Source organism: Pseudomonas sp. S1_E05, assembly GCF_056337105.1.
This window is the reverse complement of record NZ_JBFRHM010000001.1, coordinates 4,081,071-4,101,659: the sequence shown is the minus strand read 5'-3', so window position 1 is coordinate 4,101,659 and position 20,589 is coordinate 4,081,071. Positions and strand designations below refer to the sequence as shown.

General features: G+C 62.6%; 15 protein-coding genes. 2 read left to right on the top strand and 13 right to left on the bottom strand.

The annotated features are described in order from the left end of the window. Positions 1 to 54: 54 nt before the first annotated feature. The 4 genes from urtD to urtA form a co-directional block, all read right to left on the bottom strand. Positions 55 to 924, bottom strand: coding sequence for an urea ABC transporter ATP-binding protein UrtD (gene urtD, locus AB4N33_RS18955; RefSeq protein WP_460140384.1), 870 nt, complete (start codon positions 922 to 924; stop codon positions 55 to 57). Continuing rightward, positions 921 to 2,000 carry an urea ABC transporter permease subunit UrtC gene (gene urtC / locus AB4N33_RS18950; protein ID WP_476458001.1) on the bottom strand — a complete coding sequence of 360 codons (1,080 nt, stop codon included), beginning with the start codon at positions 1,998 to 2,000 and terminating at the stop codon, positions 921 to 923. Before urtC ends, urtD begins: the two co-directional genes overlap by 4 nt. After that, positions 2,000 to 3,502, bottom strand: a complete 1,503-nt coding sequence (urtB, locus tag AB4N33_RS18945) for an urea ABC transporter permease subunit UrtB (protein ID WP_476458000.1) — start codon at positions 3,500 to 3,502, stop codon at positions 2,000 to 2,002. Before urtB ends, urtC begins: the two co-directional genes overlap by 1 nt. A 168-nt stretch (positions 3,503 to 3,670) precedes the next feature. Then, positions 3,671 to 4,936 (bottom strand): urea ABC transporter substrate-binding protein, encoded by a 1,266-nt coding sequence (gene urtA, locus AB4N33_RS18940; protein WP_460118494.1) that lies wholly within the window; start codon positions 4,934 to 4,936, stop codon positions 3,671 to 3,673. 313 nt (positions 4,937 to 5,249) lie between these two features. Between urtA and AB4N33_RS18935 the strand changes: the two genes are divergently transcribed. Beyond that, entirely contained in the window at positions 5,250 to 11,174 is a 5,925-nt protein-coding gene (locus AB4N33_RS18935; protein WP_476457999.1) for a hypothetical protein, read from the top strand. A 25-nt stretch (positions 11,175 to 11,199) separates the two neighbouring features. On the opposite strand, the gene AB4N33_RS18930 is transcribed toward AB4N33_RS18935, so the two are convergent. The 9 genes from AB4N33_RS18930 to cbiE all read right to left on the bottom strand — a co-directional run bounded on the left by AB4N33_RS18930 (position 11,200) and on the right by cbiE (position 19,694). Next, positions 11,200 to 12,573: a PepSY-associated TM helix domain-containing protein gene (locus AB4N33_RS18930; RefSeq protein WP_460118490.1), complete on the bottom strand. Its 1,374-nt coding sequence runs from the start codon at positions 12,571 to 12,573 to the stop codon at positions 11,200 to 11,202. 161 nt (positions 12,574 to 12,734) lie between these two features. Next, positions 12,735 to 14,852 (bottom strand): TonB-dependent copper receptor, encoded by a 2,118-nt coding sequence (locus tag AB4N33_RS18925; RefSeq protein ID WP_476457998.1) that lies wholly within the window; start codon positions 14,850 to 14,852, stop codon positions 12,735 to 12,737. Between the two features lie 166 nt (positions 14,853 to 15,018). Continuing rightward, positions 15,019 to 15,468 (bottom strand): DUF2946 domain-containing protein, encoded by a 450-nt coding sequence (locus tag AB4N33_RS18920; RefSeq protein ID WP_476457997.1) that lies wholly within the window; start codon positions 15,466 to 15,468, stop codon positions 15,019 to 15,021. 21 nt (positions 15,469 to 15,489) lie between these two features. Beyond that, a complete protein-coding gene (locus AB4N33_RS18915; RefSeq protein ID WP_476457996.1) occupies positions 15,490 to 15,969 on the bottom strand; it encodes a copper chaperone PCu(A)C in 480 nt (159 codons plus the stop codon). A 48-nt stretch (positions 15,970 to 16,017) separates the two neighbouring features. After that, positions 16,018 to 16,416 (bottom strand): DUF2946 domain-containing protein, encoded by a 399-nt coding sequence (locus tag AB4N33_RS18910; protein ID WP_476457995.1) that lies wholly within the window; start codon positions 16,414 to 16,416, stop codon positions 16,018 to 16,020. A gap of 48 nt (positions 16,417 to 16,464) precedes the next feature. Beyond that, positions 16,465 to 16,656, bottom strand: coding sequence for a hypothetical protein (locus AB4N33_RS18905; protein ID WP_476457994.1), 192 nt, complete (start codon positions 16,654 to 16,656; stop codon positions 16,465 to 16,467). 17 nt (positions 16,657 to 16,673) lie between these two features. Continuing rightward, positions 16,674 to 17,396 (bottom strand): cobalt-precorrin-6A reductase, encoded by a 723-nt coding sequence (locus AB4N33_RS18900; RefSeq protein ID WP_476457993.1) that lies wholly within the window; start codon positions 17,394 to 17,396, stop codon positions 16,674 to 16,676. Then, positions 17,393 to 18,490, bottom strand: a complete 1,098-nt coding sequence (locus AB4N33_RS18895; RefSeq protein ID WP_476457992.1) for a cobalt-precorrin-5B (C(1))-methyltransferase — start codon at positions 18,488 to 18,490, stop codon at positions 17,393 to 17,395. Before AB4N33_RS18895 ends, AB4N33_RS18900 begins: the two co-directional genes overlap by 4 nt. Next, a complete protein-coding gene (gene cbiE, locus AB4N33_RS18890) occupies positions 18,483 to 19,694 on the bottom strand; it encodes a precorrin-6y C5,15-methyltransferase (decarboxylating) subunit CbiE (protein ID WP_476457991.1) in 1,212 nt (403 codons plus the stop codon). The genes AB4N33_RS18895 and cbiE overlap by 8 nt, the downstream gene beginning before the upstream one ends. A gap of 219 nt (positions 19,695 to 19,913) precedes the next feature. On the opposite strand from cbiE, the gene AB4N33_RS18885 reads away from it, so the two are divergent. Continuing rightward, positions 19,914 to 20,582, top strand: coding sequence for a hypothetical protein (locus AB4N33_RS18885; protein WP_460118472.1), 669 nt, complete (start codon positions 19,914 to 19,916; stop codon positions 20,580 to 20,582). Positions 20,583 to 20,589 lie beyond the last annotated feature (7 nt).

Below are 20,589 nucleotides of genomic sequence, written 5' to 3'. Positions count from 1 at the left end.
CGCCGCCTTTGCTTTTACTTGCAGCTTGCAGCTTGAAGCTTTCGGCTGTCCGATTCATCGGCCCAAATACACCTCAATCACCCGCTCATTTTCCTGCACCTGCTCGAGCGAGCCCTCCGCCAGCACACTGCCCTGGTGCAACACGGTGACGTGGTCGGCAATCGAGCCGACGAAGCCCATGTCATGCTCCACCACCATCAACGAGTGCTTGCCCGCCAGGGTCTTGAACAGTTCAGCGGTGAATTCGGTTTCGGCGTCGGTCATGCCCGCCACCGGTTCGTCGAGCAGCAACAGTTGCGGGTCCTGCATGAGCAACATGCCGATCTCCAGAAACTGCTTCTGCCCGTGGGACAGCAAACCGGCAGGGCGATTGACCGAGGTGGTCAGGCGAATGGTTTCCAGCACTTCGCTGATGCGATCCCTCTGTTCGCCGCTCAGGCGCGCCCGCAGGCTGGCCCACACCGACTTGTCCGTTTTCTGCGCCAGCTCCAGGTTCTCGAACACGCTCAAGGCTTCGAACACCGTGGGCTTCTGGAACTTGCGACCGATGCCGGCCTGGGCGATCTGCACTTCGCTCATCTGCGTCAGGTCCAGGGTTTCGCCAAACCAGGCCTGGCCATGGCTGGGGCGGGTCTTGCCGGTGATCACGTCCATCAGCGTGGTTTTGCCCGCACCGTTGGGGCCGATGATGCAGCGCAGTTCGCCGACGCCGATGTACAGGGTCAGGTCGTTCAAGGCCTTGAAGCCGTCGAAGCTGACGCTGATGTCCTCCAGGGTCAGGATGGTGCCATGGCGGGTATCCAGGCCTGGGCCGACGCGCTGGCCGAGGCCGATGGCCTCGCGGCTGCTGCCGGGGTCCTTGTTCGGTTGCGGTGGATAGAACGCCGGTTCGAGCATGAATTGCGCCGTGGCCGTGATTCTCATTGCTCACCTCGTTTCTTCAGCAGACCGATCACGCCCTTGGGCAGGTACAGGGTCACGACAATGAACAGCGCACCGAGGAAGAACAGCCAGTACTCGGGGAACGCCACGGTGAACCAGCTCTTCATCCCATTGACCACACCGGCGCCGAGCAACGGGCCGATCAGGGTGCCGCGCCCGCCGAGTGCGACCCAGACGGCCGCTTCGATGGAGTTGGTCGGCGACATCTCGCTGGGATTGATGATGCCCACCTGCGGCACGTACAAGGCGCCGGCCAGGCCGCACAGCACTGCGCTCAAGACCCAGACGAACAGCTTGAAACCGCGTGGGTCGTAACCGCAGAACATCAGGCGGTTTTCCGCATCGCGCAGGGCCGTCAGCACCCGGCCGAATTTGCTTTGCGCCAAACGCCAGCCGATGAACAGGCTCGCGACCAGCAACAGCACCGTGGCCAAAAACAGCACCGCCCGCGTCCCGGGTTCGGTGATGCCAAAACCCAGGATCGTGCGGAAATTGGTGAAGCCATTATTGCCACCGAACCCCGTCTCGTTGCGGAAAAACAACAGCATGCCGGCGAAGGTCAGGGCCTGGGTCATGATCGAGAAGTACACGCCCTTGATCCGTGAGCGGAAGGCGAAAAAACCGAACACCAGCGCCAGCAGACCCGGCGCCAGCACCACCAGGCACAGGGCCCAGAGGAAACTGCCGGTACCGGCCCAATACCAGGGCAATTCAGTCCACGACAGGAACGTCATGAACGCCGGCAGGCCATCACCTGCCGCCTGGCGCATCAGGTACATGCCCATCGCGTAACCGCCCAGGGCGAAGAACAGGCCATGACCCAGTGACAGCAGGCCGGCATAACCCCATACGAGGTCCAGCGCCAGGGCGACGATGGCGTAGCAGAGAATCTTGCCCACCAACGTCAGTGTGTAGGCCGAGACGTGCAACGCGCTGTCCGCCGGCAACAGCGACAGCAGCGGCAATGCCAGCAGCAGGGCAAGGATTGCAGCGCCAACGGCGAGGGTGACTTTCGGGCCGGCCTTTTGTGCGGCCGTGAGCATCAATGGCTGGTTCATCAGTCGATCACCCTTCCCTTGAGTGCGAAGAGACCTTGCGGACGCTTCTGGATGAACAGAATGATCAGCGCGAGGATGAGGATCTTGCCGAGCACCGCACCGATCTGCGGTTCCAGGATCTTGTTGGCGATACCCAGGCCGAAGGCGGCCAATACGCTACCGGCCAGTTGCCCGACGCCCCCCAGCACCACCACCAGGAACGAGTCAATGATGTAGCTCTGCCCGAGGTCCGGGCCGACGTTGCCGATCTGGCTCAGGGCCACACCACCAAGGCCGGCGATGCCCGAGCCCAGGCCGAAGGCGAGCATGTCGACGCGCCCGGTGGGCACGCCACAGCAGGCGGCCATGTTGCGGTTCTGGGTGACCGCGCGCACGTTCAGGCCCAGGCGCGTTTTGTTCAACAACAGCCAGGTCAACACGACGACAAAAAGCGCGAAGGCGATGATGACCATGCGGTTGTACGGCAGCACCAGATTGGGGAGCACTTGGACCCCACCGGATAACCAGGCCGGATTGGCTACTTCGACGTTCTGTGCACCGAACAGCAGGCGCACCAGTTGAATCAGCATCAGGCTGATGCCCCAGGTTGCCAGCAGGGTTTCCAGCGGGCGCCCATAGAGATGACGAATCACCGTGCGCTCCAGCGCCATGCCGATGGCGGCGGTCACGATAAATGCCACCGGCAGCGCGATCAGCGGATAGAACTCGATGGCCTGGGGCGCGAAACGCAGGAACAGCAACTGCACGACATAGGTCGAGTACGCGCCCAACATCAGCATCTCGCCGTGGGCCATGTTGATCACCCCGAGCAGGCCGAAGGTGATTGCCAGGCCGAGTGCGGCGAGCAGCAGGATCGAACCCAGGGACATGCCGCTGAAGGCCTGGCCGAGCATCTCGCCGATCAACAGCTTGCGTTTGACTTGGGCCAGGCTGGTTTCGGCGGCAGTGCGCACGCTGGCGTCCCTTTCCACATCGGCTTGCAGCAGCCCCTCGAGACGCGTGCGCGCCAGCGGATCACCGGTTTCGCCAAGCAAGCGCACGGCTGCCAGGCGCACGGCGGGGCTGGCGTCCACCAGTTGCAGGTTGGCCAGCGCAAGGCTCAGGGCGGCATGCACACCTTCGTCCCGTTCGGCTGCCAGTTGCTGGTCGAGGAATTTCAATTGCGCAGGCTTGGCACTTTTCTGCAATTGCTGCGCGGCGGCCAGACGCATTTTGGCATCGGCGGCGAGCAGTTGATGGCTGGCCAGCGCGGTGTCGATCAGGCCCCGCAGGCGGTTATTCAGACGCAGGGTTTTCGGCTGGCCGTCGACGCTCAGTTCACCTTGTTGCAAGGCGTTGAGCAATTCGATGCGTGCCGGGTCGGGTTGTGCGGCCCAGGTATCCAGCAGCTTGGCTTGCTGGGTGGGGTTGGCAGCGAGGAAGTCTTCGGTGTCGCTGGCCTGAGCGGCCATGGGCAGCAACAGCGCGAGGACGAGAAGTAAACGATGGAGGGGAATAACCATAGGTAGCCGCCTTGACACGGACTAATTGTGGGAGCGGGCTTGCTCGCGAAAGCAGTGGTTCAGTCACCATCAATGTTGCCTGACACACCGCTTTCGCGAGCAAGCCCGCTCCCACAAGGGGGAACTGTGTTGGGGCTGAGTGATGTGCTCAACCCCACATCCGGTGACTCAGTTACTCTTCACCGCATACTCCGGCTTCTTGTCGTTGCCCGGGATGAACGGGCTCCAGGGTTGTGCGCGTACCGGGCCTTCGGTCTGCCACACGACGTTGAACTGACCGTCCGCCTGGATCTCGCCGATCATCACTGGCTTGTGCAGGTGGTGATTGGTCTTGTCCATGGTCAGGGTGTAGCCGGACGGCGCGGCAAAGGTCTGGCCGGCGAGGGCTTCGCGGACTTTGTCGACGTCGGTGGATTTGGCTTTCTCGGCCGCTTGCGCCCACATGTGGATGCCCACGTAGGTGGCTTCCATCGGGTCGTTGGTCACCGCTTTGTCGGCGCCCGGCAGGTTGTGTTTCTTGGCGTAGGCCTTCCAGTCATCGACGAACTTCTTGTTCACCGGGTTCTCTACCGACTCGAAGTAGTTCCACGCCGCGAGGTTGCCCACCAGCGGCTTGGTGTCGATGCCGCGCAGTTCTTCTTCGCCCACCGAGAACGCCACCACCGGAACCTCGGTGGCCTTCAGGCCCTGGTTGGCCAGTTCCTTGTAGAACGGCACGTTGGAGTCGCCGTTGACCGTGGAGATAACCGCGGTCTTGCCGCCCGCCGAGAACTTCTTGATGTTGGCGACGATGGTTTGATAGTCGCTGTGGCCGAACGGGGTATAGACCTCTTCGATGTCCTTGTCGGCCACGCCTTTGGAATGCAGGAACGAGCGCAGGATCTTGTTGGTGGTGCGCGGGTAGACGTAATCGGTGCCCAGCAGGAAGTAACGCTTGGCGCCCCCGCCTTCTTCGCTCATCAGGTACTCGACGGCCGGGATCGCCTGCTGGTTCGGCGCGGCGCCGGTATAGAACACGTTTGGCGACAACTCTTCACCTTCGTATTGCACCGGGTAGAACAGCAAGCCGTTGAGCTCTTCGAACACCGGCAACACGGATTTGCGCGACACCGACGTCCAGCAACCGAACACCACCGCCACCTTGTCCTGGGTCAGCAACTGCCGGCCCTTTTCCGCGAACAGCGGCCAGTTCGACGCCGGGTCGACCACCACCGGCTCGAGCATCTTGCCGTTGACACCGCCCTTGGCGTTGATTTCGTCGATGGTCATCAACGCCATGTCTTTGAGCGATGTTTCAGAGATCGCCATGGTCCCGGACAACGAATGCAGAATCCCCACCTTGATGGTCTCGGCGGCCTGGACCGTCCACGTCATGCCCATCGCGGCGATGCTGGCCGAAAGGGTGAAAGCCTTGATCAAACTGCGACGCTTCATTGTGCGATCTCCATGAACTAATGAATTTTTCCGGTGGCAGATGCGGACTACTTGAAGGTCTTTAGCAAGGGCTGTGCCCAAGTCCGGAGATCGCGTGCTTGAGCCGTTGCTGGCTGCGCGAGTGAGGGGGCGTGCACCACGCTGGCGCCGAATCGGCGCCTCGGTGCACACCATGCGCTGCGGTGGTGCCCGGTATTTTTGCGGTGCAAATACATATGTACCGCTGACGTGAAGGACCAAGATGGATCATGGGTTGTGCGACTTGCCCACCGCTTGTGTGGGAACGCTTTCCCATTTCACGGACGAATACCTCATGAACGATCACACCAGGCGCAAGCCTCCCGGCAACATCGTGCTGCCGGCCCTCAGCCCGCCCATGATCAGCGCCGACGATGCCGCGCGATTTGCCCACGAGGCGATTGGCAACAAACGCGACAAGGAATACGGCGGGCTGATCCTGCAGGGCGAGAACGGACGCTTTTTTGCGACGTTGCCCATCGGCGGCAATTTGTATGTGGATTTCACGCAGTTGCTGGCCGTGGATGCGCAAGGCAATTTCATCCACCCGGACGGCTACACGTGCCACGGCCTTTATCACTCCCATCCCAACGTGCTGGCGCTAGTGAAGAAGAAATACCCGGGACTGCCCAAGGCGGGTGCCCACCTGGCCATGAACTTTTTCACCGATGTGGAGAAGGCCTTCATGATCCGTCACCGGAGTTTTGCCAAGGCTTTTTATCTTTCGGGTGCCGAGACCTGCCTGCTCAAATATGAGCCCAGCGGCTCGCCTGAAGAGGACTTGCTTGCCGAAGAAATCAAGAATGAGCGCCCCAGGGGGACGTTTTATCTCGTCGAGGAAATCATCGACGAACTGGCGAGAGCCGGCAGGCTGAGTGTGGTGATCCCCAACCCATTGTGGGGCAACGTCAGGGGGCAGGTGGTCGGTAACTGGATCGCGACCGAGCCGGTGAACAAAGCGAACGTCCCGACGCAGCAACCGTTCTGCTCGCCGATAGACGATCAGCCCGCCGAGTTGGTCGGCAAGTTCGTGCGCCCCGACAGCGCCAACGCCGATGTGGAGTTCATGGGCGCCATCCTCAAGGCGCAGGGGACGGAGGAGTACGTTGCCACGTTCCCCTGGCGCGAGCGCACTTCGCTTGCTGCGGTGCTCGATGAATTCCCCCGTCATACGGACGGGGGGCCGCGCTTGCCGGAAGGTTTTCACATCGACGGGTTCTATGCGGTGACCCACGCGAAACCTGCACACCTCCCTGTCCAGCAGGACTGGCTCTACAAGAACTTTTTTTCCCCCGCAGAGCTGGCTGCCCTCATCGCCCAGTCGCGCAAGGTTGATCCCCTGCGAGATCCCGAGCGCGGCTTGACCCTCTACAAGCGCACGCCGACCAAGGCGTTGCTGAGTTACACCTGCTCCGGCTCCGAAGCTGAAACCGCACTGATGGAGGGCAACGGCGAAACCCTGCAAAAGGCTCTGAAGGCCGGGACCCTGACGACCTTCGAGTTTGTCTTGCAGGTGGCCGCCGCCGGCCGCCTGATGGTTGTGCAGGACGGCAACATCTGGGACAAGACCGGACAGGTGGGACCGGGCTGGGAGCCTTTCGAGCGCATTCGCCAATCGCTGAGCCCGGCGTTCCTCACCGCCGACGATGCGGCGCGTCACGCGCATTTCCAGATGAACAGTCGGCGTGATATCGACCAGTTGGGCTACATCCTGGAGCGCGATGGCAAGTTCTTCGCCACCACCCCAGTCGACGGGAAACAGTGGCAAAAGGACTGGGGCTTGCCGTTCGCAGGCGGGCTCGCCAAGCGCAAGGTCGAGTTGCCGGGCTATCGCTACGAAGCCGTCTACAACGCCACCGAGGACATCCGCGCACGGCTCAAGGCCATGCAGCCCGATTGGTCGGCTGAACGAATCGCGCTGCACACCAGTCTGCCTAACCTTCAGCACCTGGAGGTGATCATGTCAGGGCGGGAGGCGATCACTACGTTGTATAACTCCGGCCCGGATGAGTCTCTGGTCAAGTACGTGAGGGTCGGTTCGCAGCAGGAGCGCAATTTTGCCGTGCTGCTCGATGGCGCGGTCAAGACCGGTGTGATCGACGAGCAACTCGACGGATTCGACGCGACCGCGGAAACCCTGGTGAAGAAACTCGTGGCGCTCGGCGAATTGACGGTGCTCAACTCAAGTGCAGTGTGGAAAGGTTCGCGTGGCAGGGTGCCGGGCAACTGGGTGGCTTATCAGCCGTTCGTGGCTGACGGCCCTGTGCAACCCGCGCTCAGTTGGGTCATGCCAGACGTTGACGTGGGCGCGCAATGGGCCCATGACCTGATGCGCGAGAAGCCTGTGCTCGGGCAGGTCGCGTTCATTGTCAAACGCGTGCAGACAGGTGAGTCTGCGGTAACCGAACCCATCGTGATCGACGCCGGCAAAACAGCGTTCGCCCAGGCGTTGCTGGCCTTCGCAGGTAACAAAAAGGGCATCCCCGCACTTCCGGCGGGTTATGCCATCCAGGGCATCTGTTACCAGTCCGTGCCGGACTCCCACTTGATACCTGCACAAAAGTGGCTGTACGAGAGCTTTATCTCGGCCACCGATTTTTCCGCCGCCATTGGCAGTTCGCGCCAGCACAAGATGGCGGGGTTGGCCCTGTACCTGAGCACCCGTGATGGTGCGCGGTTACGGTATGAATTTTCCGGGTCGATGCAGGAGAGTCGTTTGCACAGCGCCAGCCCGGACGGCGATGAACAGCGCGAACTGGAAAACGGCACGCTGACCCCCGAGGCCTTTATCTGGCGAGTGGCGGCGGTGGGGGCGCTGTCGGTCATCCAGACAGGCAAGCTGTGGGATGTCGAGGGCGCCGTGGGCACTTCATGGCACCCGTTCGCCCGTTACCCGCAACATCGTCTGAGCCCGGCGTTTCTTACGGCGGACGATGCTGCGCGTTATGTTCACGAGCAAATCGGCGATCAACGCGACTATGAGTTCTGCGGCTATGTCATGGAGCGCGAGGATGGACGATTCGTGGCGACTGAGCCCTGGGTGGTTGGGAAGGCCGGTCGCTTCGCCACGGATTTTGTCTACCCCGCAGATGCCGGGGGCAAACCGATTCTGCCCGAGCGGCATGTGCTGCGCGGTGTGTACGCCTCGCGCCTGGCGTTGTCGATGTACGACGTCCAACGGATGAAGCGCCACGGCTGGAGCCGCGAGCAGGCGAGCATCGACGCGCAGTCATTCAGCGATACCGATCTGCATGCGATCTTGCAGCACGCCCCGTACGCCCAGGTCGCTTATCTGTCCTGCGCCGAAGACGCCCTGATTGCCTACGACCTCAGCGGCTCGGCCGCGCAGAAGGCGCTGGTGGCGCATGTAAGCCCTGGGGAGAAAACCAGCCCGATGGCCGAGGCGCTGGCAACGGGCGCGCAGTTACCCGAGGACGTCGTCAAGCAACTGGCAGCCGCCGGCGGCTTGCGTGTGTTGCTCGCTAATGAGTTGTGGGCTTCGCGCGGCATGGTGGTCGAGTACTGGAAAGCATTCGCCCAACCGCGCCCCTTCGAAACGCCGGAGCAAGTGGCGTACGGCTCGGTGTTTGCCAGCGCCGAAGCGGCAGTTCTTGACGCGCATCGGCGCATCCGGCGCCAGGGCCCGGACCAGACCTGTTTTGCGTTTGTGTTAAAGCATGAGCACAAGGAGGAGTACGTGGTCAGTGAATCGGTACCGGCGAGCCGGCGCCAGCCGCTGTTTTCCCAGGCCAGCCTGTTCCGGCTCGATGACGCCGGAACGTTTGTCTACCCTACGTCGTTCACGTTATTCGGTTTGTTTTACGCGCGGCAGTGGCTGCCGCCAAACCTTGCACCCACCGAGCAATGGCTGGGCCTGCACTTCGTTTCATCGAGTGATCTCTATAGTGCCTATTTCGAGGCCAATCGCTTGCGCGACTCGGGTGAAAAAACCGGGTTGCCTGTTTATTTGTCGACCCTCGACCTTGCGCTGTTGAAGTTTCAGTCGCCCAGCGCGACGACCTTGTTCGATGCCTCGATCCAGCCTTCGGGGACGGCCGAGGATGTGCACACGCAACTCAAGAGCGGGCAGTTGTCGGCCAGGAATTTTGTCAGCCGGGTCATCGCTCGGAGCTGGTTGACGGTGGTGGAAGGCAATGAATGCTGGGGCGAAGCCGGACCTTCCCGGTTGGGGCCGCACTGGAAGCCTTTCGCAGGGTTCATCCGACGAAACCTCACCCCGGCATTCACCACCGCGACCGATGCCGTGCGTTATGCCAAGCGCCAGTTGGGGGCGAACGGAGATCAGCTTAAAGGCGGGTTGGTACTGGTGCGCCCCGACGGTTTGTTTGTCGCGACCGAGCCGCTGCCGGTGGTCAGCGAAGATTTTGATCCCAAGTGGATTCTGCCGGACGAAGATGTTGCGTTGGAGCTGTTGGCGCCCGGTTGCAAGGTCATCGCCCGTTATCGCAGTCGCGTGGCGACGCCGTTGCCATTTCTGTTGCAGGGCCAGGACCGGCAGGTCTATAACGACTTCTTCTCGACACCGGTGCTCGCCACGGCGCTGGCGTCGGGGCATTTGTGGACCCACGAATACCTGCTCGGTGCCCAGGGTTCGATTCTGTCGTTCAGTCTGCATGAGCCTGAGGCGGACTTGCTGAGCGTGGCGCAAAAGAGCGAAAGGACGACACGCCTGGCCGCTCTGGAGAGCCAGCTCGCACCGTCCAGCGATGCCCCCCATGACCCGTGGAGCAACCAGATCGAACGGCGGATACGCAGCGGCGTGAGCACGCCCGTTGAGCTGGTCGATCAGTTGGTCGGCGTGGGCCGCCTGGAGGTGGTGCAAAGCAGCAACCTCTGGGGGCCGGCACTCAAATTGGGCAAAGGCTGGCGGCCGTTGAAACAGGGTTACCAGGCACCGGAGTCAGTGCGTTTCGCCTCGGCTGATCGCAGTTTGAGTCCGGCGTTCTGCCACGCCGACGATGCCGTGCGGCATGTGCATGAACAGGGAGGGGGACGCGAGCACTGGCGATTTGGCCTGGTGCTCGTTTCATCGCGTCTTGCCCATGCGGTGGCGAGCCTGCCGGTCATGGCCGATGACCTGAAGTTTCCCCGTGCGCGAGTGTTCCAGGGCGCACGGTTGCCCAGCGGCTATTCGGTACAGGGCATTTATTTGTGCGCGCCTGCCCGTCAGCCCGATGAGCTGCCGCGCACCGAGGTTTTTCGCAGCTTCATCCCGCCCACGGTGCTCGCAGCGGCATTGTCGGCTGCGCAACGGTTGGTAGCGGGGGCGCCGGCTGGGTTTGAGCCGTTGTACCTGTCGTGCGCCGATGGCGCGTTGCTCAAGTACCAGGCCTCGACCTGGGACCCTGACCTGCAAACCCATGGGGCGATCATGGCGTACGTCAAATCGTTGCAGGGCGATGGCAACCCCGCCGACTACATTCGCAAGATCGCGCGCGGTGGACAGCTTGAAGTGTTGGTGCGCAGTGCTGTTTGGGCGAAGGTCGGGCGCGTGGGACCGGCGTGGTCGCCGGGCAAGGTCGAGGCAACACCCGCCGGGGAGGATGCACGCCTGGCGTTGGGACCTTTGTGCGCGCATCCGGACGACGCGGCGCGCTGGGCGTGGCGACGGGCTCGGGGCAACGCGCTGTTGGGTGCGATCCTGCGTGACGGTCAGGTGAATTTCGTCGCCACCGAACCTCTGGAGGATGCCGGTCCCACCGTGCCACTCGGCCTGCGTGACTACGCCCCGGCCTTTCGGCGGCTGTTCATCGGGGTGTTGTTTCCCGGCTACTCACGCAAAAATCCCGGCGCTTCAAAGAGGTATCCAGACGGCTACGAAGTGATGGGGGTGCAGCAACTTTACAAGGTGGACGCCGCCGCGCAGCCTGAACAGACGCTTTACCGCAACTTCGTCGCCCACGACGAAATACGGGCCTGCATTGCGGTACTGGCAACGGCGGCCATCGCTGACAGCCGTTACTACCTGACCCCGCGAAATGGCGCGTTGCTGGTCTATCGTCCGAGTTACCTGGATGCTGAATCGCGGGTGCTGCGCGACGGGTGGAGCCAGACGCAAACGCTTTCGCAGGTACTCGCGACGTTGATCGGCAGCGGTCGTCTGGACGTCCTCGAGCCTGACGAATTCTGGCAGCCACGGGGGCACGTGACGATGAAGCGGTTGCAGGAGATGAACCGCCGCTCGGTTTCAAGCATGTGATTTCCCCTGTGGGAGCGGGTTCGAATCAGGCCGAACCCGCCTCCACCTGCCGGTTAAACCGCGTCATCAGCACCCGATCCAGCACCCACACCACCACCAGCGACGCGCCTACCAGCGGGAACACCACGGCCAGTGCCAGCATGATCGCCACGCCGGTTTTCCAGGTCGGCAGGTCGTGGCGCAGCGGCGGAACGCCGAACTTGCCCTGTGGCCGGCGCTTCCACCAGATCACTACACCGCTGACGGCGCTGAGCAGGATCATCAGGCAAATCAGCAGCACGATGATCTGGTTGAGGGTGCCGAACATCTTGCCTTCATGCAGCATCACGCCCAGTTCCGTGGCGCGAGCGACAGGACCGTATTGCTCCCAACGCACATCGGCCAGGACCTTGCCGCTGTATTGGTCCACGTGCAACGTGGCGTCGTTGCGAGGATCGTCGGCGAACACCGCAATGGTGAATACGCCGGTATCGGTGGTCGGCAGCGTGATGCTGTAGCCCGGCTCGACCTTGCGCTGTTCGGCGATGTTCTGCACTGCCTGCAGGCTGACGGTCGGTGCGGCGGGGCCGGCGTGTGCGCCGCCATGGGCCATATGTTCGGCATGGTCGCCGGACATTGGCATCGGCGTGTTTTCCACGGCCCATGGCACGGTCTGGCGGGTGGCGGTGTTGAGGCTGCGGGCCTCGATGTCCGATTTGGGCATGTCGTTCCACATGGCATCGGGGAACTTGTTCCACACCTCGGCGTACTGCTTGCCCCAGAAACCGGTCCAGGTCATGCCGCTGAGCAGCATCACCAGCAGCAGGCTGGCGCCCCAGAATCCGGTGACGGCATGCAGGTCACGCCACAACACGCGCCCGCGACTGTTCAGGCGCGGCCACAGGATGCCGGCAGCCTGGCCACGCGGCCACCACAGGAACAGGCCGGACACCACCAGCACCACGCCCCAGCCGGCGGCCATTTCGATCAGCCGGTCACCGACCGTGCCAATCATCAACTCGCCATGGATTGCCCGCGCCACCGCTTGCAGGTTCCACTTGGCGTCTTGCTCGCCGAGGATGTCACCGTGGTAGGGGTCGACAAACACATTGAGTTCGGTGGTGCCGTTGAGTACGACAAACTGCGCGCTGCGCTCGGCATTGACCGGCGGCAGGTACTGTTTGATCGCCCCCTGGGGGTAGGCGTCTTTGACGCGCTTGAGCATGTCGTCGGCCGATACGGTGTGATGCCCGGCCGGGACATTCATGAGGCTGCCATACATCAACGGATCAAGCTGCGGCTTGAACAGGTAGACGGTGCCGGTCAGGGCCAGCATCACCAAAAATGGCGCGACGAACAGACCGGCATAGAAATGCCAGCGCCAGGCCAGGTTATAAAAATTCACTTGAGGCTTTTTCATCGGTTGTGCTCCGCTTGGCGTGGATCTGTTGTAGTTGTCTGGTACCCCTGTAGGAGCGGACTTGTCCGCGATGGATTCAGCAACACCGAGGGGTGTCAGGCTGACAGCGTCATCGTTGACGTCCATCGCGGACAAGTCCGCTCCTACAGGGTGGGGCGGTTCTAGAAACTCATATCCACCTTCGTCCAGAACGTACGTCCGGGTTCCTTGATGGCTTGCGGGTCATTGGCCGGGTAGCCAAAACCGGCGTTGCCGGCCAGGTTCAAGTGCTCGGCATAGGCCTTGCCGAACAGGTTGTCGACGCCGCTGCTGACCTTCCAGTTCTTGTTGATGCGATACGCGCCGTTAAGCGAGAACACGCCAAAACCCGAGGTCTTGGTGAAGTCCTTGCCGACCACGTTGCCCTTGTTCTGGTCGATGCGGTTTTGCGCGGCCACCACCCGCCACAAGGCGCCGGCGCTCCAGTTGTCTTCGCTGTAGGTCAGGCCGAACCGTGCATCCAGCGGTGGCATTTGTGGCAGGGCCTTGCCATCGCTGCTGTTCTTGCCCCAGGCATAGGCCAGCGTCGCATCCGCTTTCCAGTTCGAGGTCAGCTTGTAGGCCGCACCCAGTTCGCCGCCCATGATTCGTGCGTCGATGTTGGAGGCTTGTGAGGTGGTGCCCATCATGCCGGGTGTGTAGTTGAACAGGATGTAGTCGCGGATTTGCCCGACATAACCCGAGGCCCAGGCGTCGAGGTCGTCGGTCTTGTATTGCAGGCCGAAGTCGAACTGCGTGGTTTTTTCCGGCTTGATCGAGTCGAAGGCGTTCACTGAACCGGTCGGGCCGGAATTGGGCGAAAACAGCTCCCAGTAATCCGGGAAGCGCTGGGTATGACCCAAGCCTGCGTACAGGGTGGTCGGGCTGTCAGCCAGGTCGTGTTCATAACGCACGAATCCGCTTGGCAGCGTGTCGGCACGGGTGTCATCGGCGGTCGGGTTGGCCCGGGTCATCATCCCGGAGCCGGTGGTCTGGCGGAAATCCTTGGCCGAAGCACGGTCCAGACGAGCACCGGTAATCAGGCGATCACGGTCGGCGGCGTACCAGGTCAGTTCGCTGAACACCCCATAGTTATGGAAGTCGGCGTCCTTGGTGTACGGCAGGTTCTTGTAGGTGTCGACGCCCATGCTGCTGCGCTGGCGGTGTTCGTTGGTCTGCGCGTCGATACCGCTGATCAACTGCACATCGGCCCAGCGCCAGGTGGCCTTGATCCGAGCGCCCAGGGTGCGGCGATCGACGTTGGAAGCCATGGGGCCTGCCATCATCCCGGTGCCCGATGGGGTGCGCAGGGTGTAGTTGTCCATCACATGGTCAGCGTAGTTGTAGTAGACCTGCGCCTCGATCTTGTCGAGCACGTCGCCGATGTTGGATTTTTCGAACCGCAGGCCCAGGCTTTCGCGTTTGAACTGCGCACCGTCCATGCCGCGTCCGGCGTAACGTGCCTCGCCATCGCCCTTGCCGGCAGTGAGTTCCAACAGTGTGTCGGCGTCGGGCGTCCAGCCCACCGCGACATCACCGTTCCATTTGTCGTAGCGCGAGGCCACGGTGTCGTTGTTGCCGTCGCGATAGTCGTCGGCCTGGGCCGTGTTGCCAATTACCCGCACGTAGCCCAATGGGCCACCCGCGGCCGCATCCACGGTTTTGTCGAAGCGACCGTTGGAGCCGGCCAGGACACTGGCGTTCACCCGGGTGCCGAGTTCGCCGAAGCGCTCCGGCTCACGGTCGAACAGGATGGTGCCAGCCGATGAGCCGGGGCCCCAGAGGACGGTTTGCGGGCCTTTGATGACGGTGAGTTTGTCGTAGGTTTCCGGGGAAATGTACGACGTGGGCGCGTCCATGCGGCCGGGGCAGGCGCCGAGCATCACGCCACCGTTGGTGAGGATGTTCAACCGCGAGCCGAACATGCCGCGCAGCACCGGATCGCCGTTGGTGCCGCCATTGCGCACCAGGGCGAAGCCGGGGATGGTCTTCAGGTAGTCGCCACCGTCGCTGGCGGGCACCGGTTGGCGCGGGTCCTTGGGGTTGGTGACGATGGTGAGTGGCGAGCTTGGCGCGATGGCGGTGATCACCGTCGGGCTCAGTTCTTCTTCGTGGCCGGCGTGGTCGTCGGCCTGCACCATGGGTGACAGCAACGCGCCGCAGAGAATGGCGGTGGCGTGCCTGAAACGTATGCGCGTGGCGTTCAGGGCGAAAGAGGCTTGGGCAGGGCTCAAGCGTGGGTCAGCAGAAAACCTGGACATGACAATTTCCATCGAACAGTCGTAAACGATACGGACGGCAACCTGCGTACTTGCTGTGGGCATGCTCGCAAGCAGGCGGCGTCAAAAGACGTCGTCTACCTCGCAAGCCGGCTCGCTCCCACAGGAGGCTCTGGCTGTCTTCGGACCGTGTGATATCAGGGGGTGTTTACGCGTCGATGGGGGGCGCACGGGTGCGGGCGCCGGGGAAGAAGGTGGACCGGGCGTGGCCCAGGCGGGTCGCGGGGGTGCTGAAAGTGTTGGTCAGGGGTGCATCAAAGGCGACGAATGACTGGCCGCCCGTCAGCGCCGGGCAGTTGAACAGCAGGCTGCAATAACCGCACTTTTCCCACATGGCATGGTGGCTAGCCTTGGGCGGGCAGTGTTCGGCGGCAGGCGTGGCCTCATGGTCGCCGTGCGACATCGCGGGCATGTCCATGCTCATGTCCATCGACATGCTCATGGTCATTGCAGTGGCGCGTTGATCCATCGGCATCGACTGGGAAATCAGTGGGCCGATGAAAATCATCAACATGGCGAACAGGCTGATCCAGCTACCGCGAGTCAATCCTGTGGACTGGCGGCGGGAGGTGGATGACCTGGCGCGAGGCGGGCGCATGGGCGTCTTCAGCGTTGCGGCTTAGGGCTTGTGCACGTGGGTCTGGGCGCCATCGGGCGCGGTTTTCTGCACCGCGACTTCGACGTTCACGTCGCCGGCTTTTTCGAAATGCAGGGTCAACGGGAAGCGCTTGCCGTCGCTGAGCAGGCTGCGATCCTTGAGCTCCAGCAACATGACGTGATAGGCCATCGGCGCGAAAGTGACCGTGCCCCCCGCCGGAATCTCGACGCGAGGCACCTGCTGCATTTTCATCAGGTCGTTCTGCTTCACGTGTTCGTGCAACTCGGCGCTGGCGGCAATCGGTGTGTCGACGCTGAGCAGGGTATCTGTCGTCTTGCCGGTGTTGTGAATCACGAAGTAAGCGGCGACGGTTGGCGCGTTGGGTGGCAATTCCTGCGACCAGGGGTGAGCGATTTCCAGCTCGCCGACTTTGTACTCATGGGCATTGGCAAAGCAGGCAGGCAGCAGCAATGCGGCCAGGACGATAAGTTTGTTCAACATGGCAGTTCTCCGAACGATTCAAAACGCAGGTCAATTTGCGATAAGGAATCACACGAGAGGGGATGCCCGAGGGTTGAGGCTGGGCCATTGCTGGCGAGGCGTGGGGGTGTCGAGTGTCGCCACGGGCAGGCCGCGATTGTCCTGCAAATGGGCGAAATACAGCTGTGGAGCGTGTCCGGGCAATGCCACCAACGGAGCGGAACCGGAGCAGCACCAGCAATGCTGCATATTGGAATGTGGGTCGCTCTGGGGGGCTTTGTGTTCCACGTCACCCAGGTCGATCGCGACCATGCGGGTGCCGCTGGACGAACAGAAACTGCCCCACATCAACTGCTCGGCAGGGGCTTTGGCCGCCTGCGACATGGCTCCGGTCACCGGCATGGCGAGCATGTTGAACAGCACTGCGAAGCAGGCTATCCATGCAATTGCGAGCCGTTGTCGGGACATGGGACGTATCCGGTTGAGTGAGCGATCAGGCGCGGCTATTTAGCCTGATCAATGCCGATAAGTAAAAACACCGAGTGCGGTTTGGTGTCGCAGTGCCAGCACTTCATAGTGTTCATGATAGCTGTGATTGAGCGATTGCCACTGTGGAAGCTTCGCTGAACCTGTAGGAGCGAGCTTGCTCGCGATGGTCGTCCAGGCACCGCTGGCATCCAGATAGCCAGCGTTATCGTTGACGATCATCGCGAGCGTGCTCGCTCCTACAGAGGACTGGTCAGGGCTTCGAGTACATCGGCAACCGTACTGAATTCCCGATCCACCTGCGGCAATGTCGGCCGCTTCAACACCAGCACCGGCACACCCCGTTCGCGGGCGACTTCCAGCTTCGGTTCGGTCGCGGTACTGCCGCTGTTCTTGCTGATCAGCACATCGATCTGTCGACGCTCGAACAGTTGCCGCTCATCCTCGATGAAAAACGGCCCACGGGCACCGATCACTTCGCAGCGCGGGGTCGCAGGGTAAACGTCCAGTGCGCGCAAGGTCCAGAATTGCTCCGGCGGAATTTCATCCAGGTGTTGCAGGGGTTCGCGACCGAGGGTGAACAGCGGTCGCCGGAAGGGTTTCAGGGCCTGGATCAACTCGACCCAATCGGTGACTTCGCGCCAGTCGTCCCCCGCCTGGGGTTGCCAGGCGGGCCGCCTGAGTGCCCAGCAGGCGATACCGCTGATCTGCGCGGCGCGTGCCGCGTTGTGGCTGATTTGCGCGGCGTAGGGATGTGTCGCGTCCAGCAGCAGGTCGATGCCTTCATCGGCAATGAACTGGGCCAGGCCCTCGACGCCGCCATAGCCGCCCACACGCACCTGGCAGGTGAGGTCGTCGGGTACCCGGCCGATGCCGGCCAGGCTGTAAATGTGGGTTGGCCCCAGCGTCCGGGCGATCGCCAATGCTTCAGTGACACCGCCGAGCAGCAATAGGCGTTTCATTGAACGACTCCCGCCTGGCCGACGATCCCGCCCTGGCGATCGATGGCAAAGACTTCCACATGTACCTGCGCCGGCACCACGCTACGGGCAAAGGCCCTGGCGTGTGCGCACACCGCGTCGCCGAGGGCGATACCGGCGGCGCTGGCCATTGCCAGTGCTTGTTGACTGGTGTTGGCCTCGCGAATCGCCTGCTGCAACGCCGTGTCGGCCCCCACATCCGCCGCCCAATCGGCCAGTTGCGGCAGGTCGATGCTTGAGTGTCGGCTGTGCAGATCCATGTGCCCGGCGGCCAGTTTGCTGATTTTGCCGAAACCGCCGCACAGGCTGAGTTTATCCACGGGTACTTTGCGCAGGTGCTTGAGCACGGCGCCGACGAAGTCGCCCATTTCGATCAGGGCGATTTCCGGCAGGTTGTAGACCCTGCGCATGGTGTCCTCGCTGGCGTTGCCGGTGCACGCGGCGATGTGCAGGTAGCCGTTGGTTTTTGCCACGTCGATGCCCTGGTGAATCGAGGCAATGTACGCCGAGCAGGAGAACGGCCGGACGATGCCGCTGGTGCCCAGTATCGACAAACCGCCGAGAATGCCCAGCCGTGGGTTCATCGTTTTCAACGCCAGGGCCTCGCCGCCCTCGACGTTGATCGTGACCTCGAAACCACCGTGATAGCCCAGCTCCAGCGCCAATCCGCTGAGGTGCTCAGTGATCATTTTGCGCGGAACCGGGTTGATTGCCGGCTCGCCGACCTCCAACACCAGGCCGGGTCGGGTGACCGTGCCGACGCCTCGGCCGGCGCAGAAGCGGATGCCCGGCTCGGCGCGCAGTCGCACCCGGGAGAACAGCAACGCACCGTGGGTCACGTCCGGGTCGTCACCTGCATCCTTGATCGTGCCGGCCTCGGCCCCGTCATCCAGCAGTCGGCAGAATTCCAGGCGCATCTGCACGCGCTTGCCCTTGGGCAGAACGATGTCCACGGCATCCGCCTCGGCGCCGCCCAGCAGCAGTCGCGCGGCGGCCAAACTGGTGGCAGTGGCGCAGCTACCGGTGGTCAGGCCGCTGCGCAGGGGGGCGGGATGTTCAGCAGTTTCGTCACGCATCGACAGGCTTGACCACGTCCAAGAGGGTAATCGGCAGGGCCTGGCGCCAGGTGTCGAAATCGCCCAGCGGTTGTGCCTGGGCGATGTGAATGCGCGTCAGCTCGCCGCCGTGCCGTTCGCGCCAGGCCATCAGGGTCATTTCACTTTGCAGCGTCACGGCATTGGCGACCAGCCGGCCACCGGGTTTCAACTGCGCCCAACAAGTGTCCAACACGCCCTCGCGGGTGACGCCGCCACCGATGAAAATCGCATCCGGGCGTTCGAGGCCGGCGAGGGCGTGCGGCGCCTTGCCGCGAATCAGTTGAAGGCTGGGCACACCGAGCGCGTCGCGGTTGTGTTCGATCAATGCCTGCCGGCCCTCGTCGGCTTCGATGGCCAGCGCTCGGCAGCTCGGGTGGGCACGCATCCATTCGATACCGATCGAGCCGCTGCCCGCCCCGACATCCCACAGCAGTTCACCGGGCACCGGTGCCAGGCGCGCCAAGGTGATCGCGCGGACATCGCGCTTGGTCAATTGGCCGTCGTGCTCGAACGCCGAGTCCGGCAGGCCGGCCACACGCGACAAGCGGGGCGCGTCGGCGCTGGCGATGCAGTCGATGGCGAGCAGATTCAGATCGGCGATCGACGGCGCGTTCCAATCCTGAGCGAGGCCGTCGATGCGTCGCTCGGCCGGGCCGCCCAAATGCTCCAGCACCGTCAGGCGGCTGGGGCCGAAGCCGCGTTCGCGCAACAGCGCGGCAACGGCGGCTGGGCTGGCGCCGTCGTTGCTGAGCACCAGCAGACGCACACCGCTGAACAGTTGCGCATTGAGCGCTGCGATGGGACGGGCCACCAGCGACAGCGTGACGACGTCCTGCAACGGCCAGCCCATGCGTGCGGCGGCCAGCGAACAGGAGGAGGGCGCAGGCAGGATCAGCATCTCGTCGGGACGCAGGTGCCGAGCGAGGCTGGCGCCCACGCCAAAGAACATGGGGTCGCCGCTGGCCAGTACACACACCGGTTCGTCGCGCAGGGCCAGGACCGGGTCCAGGGAAAACGGGCTTGGCCAGGCCTGGCGCTGGCCACGGATGCATGGCGGCAACAGATCAAGCTGGCGCTGGCCGCCAAAAATCCGCGTGGCACGCAGCAGCGCGTGCCGGGCGTTCTTGCCCAGGCCTTTGAAACCGTCTTCACCAATGCCAATTACTGTCAGCCAGGGCGTCATGCCTGCTCCTTGAAAAAACCACCCACCGGGCTCGGGCGCGATGATACCGCGCCGCTGCGGTTTTTCCCTGTTTGCCGACTGAACACCGGTTGGGGTTAGCCGGCAACCAGAAAATATCTTGAGGTACTTCGAGGATTGTTGACCCGATGGACATCTGATTAGTGTGAGCGACGGTTTAACAATGGAGTTGACCGACCAGACAATTGAAAAGGATTTTGTATGTTCGAGCCCCCTGCGACGTTTTCACCCCGGGAACGGAGCCGTGCAGCTCTGGCCGGCAGTACGATCGTTTCGGTCGCCCCCAGGGTGTCGGAAGATGATGAACAGATCGCGCTGGATTGTGCGCTTTATCTGGAGCAGTACACCGACACCCTTTATGACCGTGAAAGCCAGTGGTACGAATGGCTTCAGCATTTCACGCTGGGGCTCTGGCACCTGGGCTGGATTCACCAGCGTCCGGTGATGCTGGAGAGTCGCAAGGTGTTGCTGTCCGAGCCGATCAGCACGCAGATTCTCGAGACACTCAGGCCCCGGGCCAGCGGGCCGATGTACAGCGCCGCCGTGCACGCCTTCGAGTCGCTCAAAAGCAACCTGCAAGTCAGCGCTTCACTGGAGAAGATCAGCTCGAGAGGGCAGGGGCGGCAGTTTCAAGTCATGCCCTGCGCCTACGATGCAGAGGGCAACCTGACGCTCACGCTGATTCATGCCTGGTATGTCAGCGTGATCAGCCCCGGGCAATTTCTGTTCATCACGTGGCAGGACAACGACACCACGCTGATTCAGCACTATGGGACTTTCACCCTCGATCGACGCCGTTTCGACAGCCTGGCCGTGGCGATGCGCGCGAAAATCACCGAGCGCAGCCGCGAGTATCTGTTGCGAATGTAGTCTCCCG

What these genes read in the sequence shown, in the direction of transcription:
- urtD (WP_460140384.1), bottom strand. Translation starts at nt 924, where the DNA reads ATGAGAATCACGGCCACGGCGCAATTCATGCTCGAACCGGCGTTCTAT.
- urtC (WP_476458001.1), bottom strand. Translation starts at nt 2,000, where the DNA reads ATGAACCAGCCATTGATGCTCACGGCCGCACAAAAGGCCGGCCCGAAA.
- urtB (WP_476458000.1), bottom strand. Translation starts at nt 3,502, where the DNA reads ATGGTTATTCCCCTCCATCGTTTACTTCTCGTCCTCGCGCTGTTGCTG.
- urtA (WP_460118494.1), bottom strand. Translation starts at nt 4,936, where the DNA reads ATGAAGCGTCGCAGTTTGATCAAGGCTTTCACCCTTTCGGCCAGCATC.
- AB4N33_RS18935 (WP_476457999.1), top strand. Translation starts at nt 5,250, where the DNA reads ATGAACGATCACACCAGGCGCAAGCCTCCCGGCAACATCGTGCTGCCG.
- AB4N33_RS18930 (WP_460118490.1), bottom strand. Translation starts at nt 12,573, where the DNA reads ATGAAAAAGCCTCAAGTGAATTTTTATAACCTGGCCTGGCGCTGGCAT.
- AB4N33_RS18925 (WP_476457998.1), bottom strand. Translation starts at nt 14,852, where the DNA reads ATGTCCAGGTTTTCTGCTGACCCACGCTTGAGCCCTGCCCAAGCCTCT.
- AB4N33_RS18920 (WP_476457997.1), bottom strand. Translation starts at nt 15,468, where the DNA reads ATGCGCCCGCCTCGCGCCAGGTCATCCACCTCCCGCCGCCAGTCCACA.
- AB4N33_RS18915 (WP_476457996.1), bottom strand. Translation starts at nt 15,969, where the DNA reads ATGTTGAACAAACTTATCGTCCTGGCCGCATTGCTGCTGCCTGCCTGC.
- AB4N33_RS18910 (WP_476457995.1), bottom strand. Translation starts at nt 16,416, where the DNA reads ATGTCCCGACAACGGCTCGCAATTGCATGGATAGCCTGCTTCGCAGTG.
- AB4N33_RS18905 (WP_476457994.1), bottom strand. Translation starts at nt 16,656, where the DNA reads ATGATCGTCAACGATAACGCTGGCTATCTGGATGCCAGCGGTGCCTGG.
- AB4N33_RS18900 (WP_476457993.1), bottom strand. Translation starts at nt 17,396, where the DNA reads ATGAAACGCCTATTGCTGCTCGGCGGTGTCACTGAAGCATTGGCGATC.
- AB4N33_RS18895 (WP_476457992.1), bottom strand. Translation starts at nt 18,490, where the DNA reads ATGCGTGACGAAACTGCTGAACATCCCGCCCCCCTGCGCAGCGGCCTG.
- cbiE (WP_476457991.1), bottom strand. Translation starts at nt 19,694, where the DNA reads ATGACGCCCTGGCTGACAGTAATTGGCATTGGTGAAGACGGTTTCAAA.
- AB4N33_RS18885 (WP_460118472.1), top strand. Translation starts at nt 19,914, where the DNA reads ATGTTCGAGCCCCCTGCGACGTTTTCACCCCGGGAACGGAGCCGTGCA.